Origin of the sequence: Pontibacter rugosus (genome assembly GCF_042678745.1) — a bacterium.
Lineage (GTDB): Bacteria > Bacteroidota > Bacteroidia > Cytophagales > Hymenobacteraceae > Pontibacter > Pontibacter rugosus.
Genome location: NZ_JBHTLD010000219.1, coordinates 1 through 7,896, shown reverse-complemented (window position 1 = coordinate 7,896; position 7,896 = coordinate 1). Strand labels below are relative to the sequence as shown.

The window sequence follows — 7,896 nt, the reverse complement described above, 5'->3', positions numbered from 1 at the left end:
TATAATATCACATATATACCATCATGAAAAAAGCAATCAAAAAATCGCCTAACTTTTACCTTCTTTTAGGCCTTAACATTGTGAATGCGATCTTTATCCTGCTTTAATTTTTAGCAGCTTAGATAGAAGACCCCACTGAAAAGAGCGGCCCCGCCAAAAGCGAGGCCGCTCTTTTTGTGTCTATAGGGTATATTGAGTTATTTTGTAATGTTACTAAAGCTAATTTATTTCGTTTGAGGTATAAAAAAACAGTCTAGTTTATGTCAGGACACAGTAAGTGGTCAACCATAAAGCGTAAAAAGGGCGCACTCGATGCCAAGCGCTCCAAAATATTCACCAAGCTTATCAAAGAAATTACGGTAGCCGTGAAAGAGGGTGGCGGTGCCGACCCAGACGGTAACCCACGCTTGCGCCTTGCCATACAGGCTAGCAAGGCCGCCAACATGCCCAAGGATAATATTGAGCGTGCCGTTAAGAAAGGAGAGGGAAGTGATGCCGGCGATTATACGGAAGTAAGCTATGAAGGCTATGGGCCTAATGGAGTAGCCGTGTTTGTAGAGTGCCTTACAGATAATATCAACAGGACAGTACAGAACCTGCGCACCATCTTTAACAAAAGCGGCGGTAGCCTGGGCGTTAGTGGCTCAGTAGAATACTTGTTTGATAGAAAAGGAGTTTTTGTAGCAAAGCGTAATCCTGAGCAGCCAATTGAAGAGGATGAACTGCTGCTAGAGTTAGCCGATGGCGGTGCCGAAGAGGTGGAATTCGAGGAGGAATACATCACTATTTACAGTGCCATGGAAGACTTTGGTGCGCTGCAGAAAAAAGTTGAAGATCTGAATCTTGACTTAGAAAGTGCCGAACTACAGCGTTTGCCTCAAACCACAGTAGAAGTAGAGGATCCGGAGGCTGTGCGGAAGTTACTCAAGCTGATAGACGCTCTGGAAGATGACGACGATGTGCAGCAAGTATACCACAACCTGGAGTTAAGCGAAGAAGTAATGGCTGAACTGGAGTAGCAGCCGCTCATAAAACAGAAAGCCACTAGCCTGCGACGGTTAGTGGCTTTTTCATTAGCTTTAACTAGTAAATAACTTAGCGATAGTATATGCTCTCAGAGTTTAAACAAGTATAAATCAAACGAAATAAGTAGGTTAGGATAAAAGATGGAGAACCCGATTTTTAAAGATATGCTGGTGCTGGAGTTGGCAAGTGTGCTGGCGGGGCCAAGTGTAGGGCAGTTTTTTGCTGAGTTGGGTGCAAACGTGCTGAAAATAGAAAATGCTGCCACCAATGGAGATGTTACCCGCAACTGGAAGCTAACAACAGAGCCAGCTGACACCGATATTCCCGCCTATTTTTGCGCTGCAAACTGGGGGAAAAAGTCTCTGGCTCTCAACTTTAAAGAGAAAGAAGAGCTACAGCAACTTTATAAGTTGGTGCAGCAGGCGGATGTGGTGATAGCAAGTTATAAGCCTGGGGATGCAGAAAAACTGGCAGTAGACTACGAGACACTCAGAAGTATAAACCCACGGTTGATCTACGGCCACATTACAGGCTATGGTGCTGCCGATGATAGGGCGGGGTATGATGCGGTGGTGCAGGCAGAGAGTGGTTTTATGTACCTGAATGGTGAGCCCGGAGGCGGCCCTGTAAAAATGCCAGTTGCCCTAATGGATATCCTGACTGCCCACCAGCTAAAAGAAGGCCTGCTGGTAGCTTTGCTGCGGCGGGAGCGAACAGGAGAGGGGCAGTTGGTGGAAGTATCGCTACTGCAGGCAGCCGTATCGGCATTGGCTAATCAGGCAACGAATTATCTGGTAGCTGGCCAGGAGCCAAAGCGCATGGGCTCCGATCACCCTAATATTGTCCCTTACGGCTCGGTTTATACTTGTAAGTGTGGCAAGCAGTTGGTTTTGGCTATCGGCGACGACCGGCAGTTCAGGAAGCTCTGTACTATACTTGGTGCTGAAGGTATGGCAGCTATTCCTGCATATGCAACCAACTATAGCCGTGTGCAGCACCGGCAGGAGGTAAATGAGCGGCTGTCTCAACTTATTGGCCAGCAGGATAGGGAAGGACTTTTGCAGCAACTACAAGCACAACACGTGCCTGCCGGAGCTATTTATACTATACCGGAGGTTTTTGCACAACCCCAGGCGCAGGAGATGCTTTTGCGCAATGGAGACGCTAAACCTGGAGTGCGGCAGATAGCGTTTAAGGTCCAGCATCAGGAACAGGCGCAGTTAACGCCACCTCCCTCGTATAACAACTACAAAGAAGATAAAATAGACTAAACGATCTGTTGAAGTTACTGTTCTGGTAGTGAGTGTATGGTAGCTATAGAGAACAAACTAAGGCTATACGCGGTAAAAACATAATCTGAAATAGTAATTAACAGTGTATATAAGATATGGAAGATAAACTGGATGATATAATTAACGGCCTACACCATAAGTCTAAGACAAAGCAGGTGATCTACCGCAATACTGTGGCGACGTTTGAGCGCATGAAAGAGATTGCGAAAGAACTGGTGGATGAGTTAACGGAACGTGTTACGCAGCAGGATGCTAATGTGATTATTGAGTATCGGAACGTGAGCGAGCATGAGTTTCAGATAAAGTTTTCCGGCGATTTGCTGGTATTCGTGATGCACACTAATATCATTACATTTCCAGATGATTATGAAATTATGCGTAGCGAGTACGTGGAGGAGGATTTCAGGAGAAGATTCTTCGGAAACATCATGGCTTATAATTTTATGGCAGATACCATTAAGTATAACCGTTTGGATGATCCGGGCTACTTAATAGGCCGAATGCTTGTGAATATAGATAAGCAGTATTGTATCGAAGGAGTGAAGCAACTAGACCTGCCGCTTGAAAAGGTGTCCGACTTTTCGCAAAATAACATAAGCGATAAAGTACTTCGGATAATTATTGAAAGCGCTATGGTTGCCTCTGTAAATAATGACCTGATGGGGCAGGATGTAAGCGATATTGAACGAATTACCTATAAGCAAAAGCTGGAGAATACGCATTTAGCTAAACCAAGTAAGCTAGGTTTCCAAATTAGTCACGCACTCACAAACTAAAAGCAACAAGGTGAAGTAATTGTAAAAAGCCCATGGCCTGTGTGTTGTGCACAAGCCATGGGCTTTTCTTTAAAATGTTTTAGGATACTACAGACTCCTCACGAAGTTTCTCAATGGCCACGCTTAGTGCAGGTAGGCTATGCAGCAGCTGCTCAAAACTTTCAATACAAAAGTACTGGCTCTGGAAGGTCTCTTTGATGTAAGAAGTGTCCAGGATGTGCTGTACGTCAAAATCATACTTCACACTTTCCTCTGATACAGATAGCTTGCTTTCGCCAACCGATGAAAGTATGCCTGCCCCGTATATCTTGGCTTTATCTCCAGGTTTCCTGAACAAGCCAAACTCAATCGTGTACCAGTAGATGCGTGTCAGGCGGTCCACAATGTCCGGCCTGTCAATATGCTTTAGTGCCATGGCAGAAAGCTGCGCCAGAAAATCGCAGTAGACGGGTATAGTGAGCAGCGGTACGTGGCCAAACACATCATGGAACATATCTGGCTCCTCCAGGTAATCCAGCTGGTCCACACGTCGGATCCAGACAGTGGCGGGAAACTGCTTGTTAGCGATCAGCTTAAAAAAGAGCGCGTCATCTACTATGCCAGGAGCAGCCACTACTTCAAAGCCTGTAAGCGGCTTGATACGCTGGTTTACTTCATCAAAGTTAGGAATGCGCTCCCGGGTGAAGCCTACTTTTTTCAATCCATCCATAAATTCCGGAATAGCCTTGTCAGGCAAATTCTCGATCTGACGATCAAAAAGAATAGTCCATACCTGGTGGTTTTCTTCGGTGTAGGTGCTGTAGTTTTGCTTCAGGTTCATGGGTATATAGTTTGAGTTTTTTTGAAATTGATATAAAAAGAAAAAAGCAGGGGCTTGAGCCGCTGCTTAGACAGGTTCACCTAGGGTGGGAGACTCATCTCCGTTTACAAAATTGTAGTTGGGTGGTTGCCTTAGCTGCGGATGCGGTAATAGCGATGATAATAGCTGCAATAGCTATAAACGCTCAGGCAATAAGAATAAGTAGTAAACAGCAGCGCCATGCCAAGAGAATTTGGCAGAGAATGTATGGTCGCTATGGCTGCTGATTGATGCATGTGTGTTATACAGTTTGCAATAATGCAAACTTATGGCTTAAACGCAAGTAAAACTTTAGTGTTTTATATTTACAGCATTTCTGGCTAATGCTTATTCCTTTAACTGCTGACTGCCTCTGCTATACTTCTATTGCTACTGCTTACCGTATCTTCTCCCACTGGTGCGAGTTTTCAACTTGTGTCCTGCCATGGCGTTGAGTTTGTAACTCAACTGGCTTGACAAGCCATACTTGAATAGCTTCTGCTATACTCGTTTCAATCTGTCTGCACGATACTGCTAACCATAGAAGTTGTATTATCGAGTAGCTGTGACAGAGAATTCCCTTCCTTAAAGGGGATCGAAATGGGTTTAGCTGCATAACTTATCTAAAGTGTTATACTTGAGATACAGTAGAGGGACTTGACGAGGAATAGGAGTCCTGCTGTGGTATAGCCTTGCTATGCCGTTTTCTACATTTGTTGTGCGCAAGTATAGACTAGCTAAAAAGGGAAGAGGACGTTATATAGCGTCCTCTTCCCTTTTTAGCTTTTGCAATTTGCTACATCAGTTCTGCTAATTCTAGCCAGCGTAATTCCTTTTCCTCCAATTGAGTATTGATGTCTTGGAGTTCTTTGGCAAGCGCAGTCAGCTTCTCGTGGTCGGTGAGGGTATTGCTGCTCATGATCTCCACAATCTCATTCTTGCGTGTTTCCAGCTGCTTTATCTCCGTTTCTAACTGCTCGTATTCTCTTTTCTCGTTGTAAGAAAGCTTGCGCTTGGCATTCGGCTGTTCCTCTTTTTTAATTGCAACAGGTGCCGGGGCTGCGGCTTTTACTTCTTGCTGCACCTTGTCCTGCTCTTTCTGCCACTCACGGTAGTCGCTGTAGTTACCGGCAAAGTTGCGGATCTGGCCTTCGCCTTCAAATACAAACAGGTGCTCCACGAGTCGGTCCATAAAGTAGCGGTCGTGGCTCACAATAAGAAGGCAGCCTCCAAAGTTCAGCAGGAAATCCTCCAGGATATTCAGGGTGATAATATCCAGGTCGTTGGTAGGTTCATCCAGAATCAGGAAGTTCGGGTTCTTGATGAGCACGCGCAAAAGCTGCAAACGTCTTTTCTCGCCACCGCTTAATTTACTTACAAATGTATACTGCTGTGCAGGCGGAAACTGGAAGTGCTGCAGGAATTGACTTGCCGTAATCACCTCACCGTTGGCCATCTCCACTACCTCGGCAATCTCTTTGGCAATGTCAATTACACGTTGGTCATCTTTAAACTCCAGCTCATCCTGGGTATAATAGCCGAAAACGGTGGTCTGGCCTAAGTCAATCTCACCGGCATCTGGCTGTAGTTTGCCTGTTAGCATGTTCAGGAAAGTAGATTTGCCAGCTCCGTTAGGGCCAACAACACCGATGCGGTCCTTCTTCTTGAACACATAGCTAAAGTCATCCACAATGATTTTTTCACCGAAGGATTTAGAGATATGATCAACTTCAATGATTTTCCCACCCTGGCGTGTGGTTTTAACGGAAAGCTCCAGCTGTGGCCCCGTAGTTTTCTTAGCGGCTTTTTCCTTTAACTCTTCAAAGGCATCTACTCTATACTTGGCTTTGGTACCGCGGGCCTTAGGCATCCGGCGAATCCACTCCAACTCTTTGCGCATCAGGTTACGCGCCTTCTCAGTCTCAGCTACGGCATTAAGCTCACGCTCAGCCTTCTTCTCCAGAAAATAGCTGTAGTTGCCTTTATAAGTATAAAGTTCGCCATTATCTAACTCGGCCATCTCGTTCGCTACTTTATCCAGGAAATAGCGGTCGTGGGTAACCATGAGCAGGGTAGTATTCTGCGTGCTTAGCAAGCCCTCAAGCCACTCTATTGTCTCCAGGTCCAGGTGGTTGGTTGGCTCATCCAGTATCAGCATGTCTGGCTCCTCAATCAATACCCGGGCCATCGCTACGCGCTTGCGCTGCCCGCCCGATAGGTTGCTTACCTGCACATCCAGATTATTGATGCCAAGTTTAGAGAGCACCTGTTTTACCTTCACCTCAAAATCCCAGGCCTGTAACTCATCCATACGCTCCATCAGGTGCTGCATCTTTTCAGCAGAAGTGTTTGGGTCCTCCATTGCGGCCTCGTATTCCTGTATCAGGTCCAGCGTTTCGTTCTTCATGGCAAAGATATTCTCCTTCACCGTTAGCTCCTCCTGAAACTCAGGATTCTGCCCCAGGTAACCGATACTGATCTCTTTGCGAGTGCTTACGCTGCCACCGTCTGGCGGCAGTTTGCCGGAAAGTACATTTAACAGGGTGGTTTTGCCAGAGCCGTTCACGCCTACCAAGGCAACGCGCTGCCCCTGGCTCAAGCCAAAGTTCAGGTTTTTAAAAAGCCAGCGATCGCTGAAGCTTTTGGAAATATTTTCTGCTGATAGGTAATTCATACTACAAATTTAGCGATGCTTCGACACAAAAGATAATCTCGACTACATAAAAGCCTGACATAGCCAACCTATTGCAAAAATTTGAACACAAAAAAGGCTAACCCTATGGCTAGCCTTTCCTGATTCAGTTTGAAAGCGACTGCTTAAGGACGTACATTATTTGTGCTGTGTTCGGTTCTTCTATACGATTCGCTTGGTACTCTATGTGTTGTGAGTGAAGCAAGTATAGCAAATATACCACCAATCAGATGCGGCATAAACACGCGCTCATCAAAGTTGAACATCCATGGAGACAGGGCAAGTATTACACCAAGTCCAAAATCTGCCATTAAGTGTGTTTGCATCGGAATCTTATGAACAAGGCCTACCTCAAAATCAGTAAGTATGGTCATGCCTAGTGTGGCTATACCTGCAGCTACCATAATCCAGGTAGCCCAATCCACATCCGAAAAGTTAAACAACCAGGGAGCGGCTATAAAAATCAGGCCCACAATATAATCGATTATCCCGTGAAACCGGGTTGGAATAAATCGCATAATAATCCTCCTTTCTAAAGTGTAAGATGGGATTTTATACGATGGGGAGGATGCCCTGTTAATATCTAGTGCAATTTTTTAAGTGAACGGCTATTCAGCCACGACCAAGGCACGTGCAATGTAGTCGTGTAGCATTTGATGGCGGCGGGAGGTAAGGATAAGTAAAAAACCTAATCCTACAGGTATGATGGAGATAAATTTTGAGAAGTAGCGTAAGTTTGCCTGCAGGAACCCGATACGACGGCCACGCAGGTCAGTTACTTTCAAACCTAATGTGAACTTGCCGATGGTAGCCTGCTTTAGTGAGGATTCCAGTATAGTGTAATAGCCCCAGTGTAAAGCCAGGAAGAAGGGATTTAGAAAAAGTGCTTTGCAAACCAGCAGCAGCTCCGTAAAGTCGATACCTCCATTAAAAAGATCGCTCCAGGTGTAAAGCTGCTCATAACTGGCACTTATGCCGTAAAGAACAAAAGTATAAGAAAAAACAATAAGCGTAGTGTCTACTAAAAAAGCTACAAGTCTAGCCGAAAGATTACCATAGAGGGTAGATCGTTTGATGGTTGGGGGGGCATGTAATGTAAAAGTTGCTTGCATAGCATAAAAGTTTTGATGTGGTTTGTGCATAAAAACAACTGTTCAGCTGTATGGCAAGTGATGGGGCACTTAACCATTTATACTTGTATGCAATTTGGCATCAGGAGGTCACCTTAGGCAAGGCAGCTTTCAGTTTGAAAGCCGAGAGAAGCGTCAGTAT

At 45.3% G+C, this 7,896-nt stretch carries 7 protein-coding genes; 3 read left to right on the top strand and 4 right to left on the bottom strand.

The window, feature by feature from the left end; translation table 11 throughout:
* Positions 1 to 260: 260 nt before the first annotated feature.
* The 3 genes from ACFQ2O_RS18120 (at position 261) to ACFQ2O_RS18110 (ending at position 3,094) form a co-directional block, all read left to right on the top strand.
* Positions 261 to 1,019 carry a YebC/PmpR family DNA-binding transcriptional regulator gene (locus ACFQ2O_RS18120; RefSeq protein WP_377531169.1) on the top strand — a complete coding sequence of 253 codons (759 nt, stop codon included), beginning with the start codon at positions 261 to 263 and terminating at the stop codon, positions 1,017 to 1,019.
* Positions 1,020 to 1,166: 147 nt separating this feature from the next.
* Positions 1,167 to 2,297 carry a CaiB/BaiF CoA transferase family protein gene (locus ACFQ2O_RS18115; RefSeq protein WP_377531167.1) on the top strand — a complete coding sequence of 377 codons (1,131 nt, stop codon included), beginning with the start codon at positions 1,167 to 1,169 and terminating at the stop codon, positions 2,295 to 2,297.
* Between the two features lie 116 nt (positions 2,298 to 2,413).
* The gene (locus ACFQ2O_RS18110; protein ID WP_377531163.1) at positions 2,414 to 3,094 is read left to right on the top strand and encodes a hypothetical protein; all 681 of its coding nucleotides are present in this window, start codon (positions 2,414 to 2,416) and stop codon (positions 3,092 to 3,094) included.
* A 79-nt stretch (positions 3,095 to 3,173) separates the two neighbouring features.
* Here the strand turns inward: ACFQ2O_RS18110 and ACFQ2O_RS18105 are convergent, their stop codons facing one another.
* The 4 genes from ACFQ2O_RS18105 to ACFQ2O_RS18090 form a co-directional block, all read right to left on the bottom strand.
* Positions 3,174 to 3,914, bottom strand: a complete 741-nt coding sequence (locus ACFQ2O_RS18105; protein WP_377531160.1) for a phenylalanine 4-monooxygenase — start codon at positions 3,912 to 3,914, stop codon at positions 3,174 to 3,176.
* Positions 3,915 to 4,728: 814 nt separating this feature from the next.
* On the bottom strand, positions 4,729 to 6,606 hold the full coding sequence (locus tag ACFQ2O_RS18100; protein WP_377531158.1) for an ABC-F family ATP-binding cassette domain-containing protein: 1,878 nt from the start codon (positions 6,604 to 6,606) through the stop codon (positions 4,729 to 4,731).
* Positions 6,607 to 6,749: 143 nt separating this feature from the next.
* Positions 6,750 to 7,142, bottom strand: coding sequence for an SPW repeat domain-containing protein (locus ACFQ2O_RS18095; protein ID WP_377531156.1), 393 nt, complete (start codon positions 7,140 to 7,142; stop codon positions 6,750 to 6,752).
* Positions 7,143 to 7,232: 90 nt separating this feature from the next.
* The gene (locus tag ACFQ2O_RS18090; RefSeq protein ID WP_377531153.1) at positions 7,233 to 7,736 is read right to left on the bottom strand and encodes an RDD family protein; all 504 of its coding nucleotides are present in this window, start codon (positions 7,734 to 7,736) and stop codon (positions 7,233 to 7,235) included.
* Positions 7,737 to 7,896: the final 160 nt, after the last annotated feature.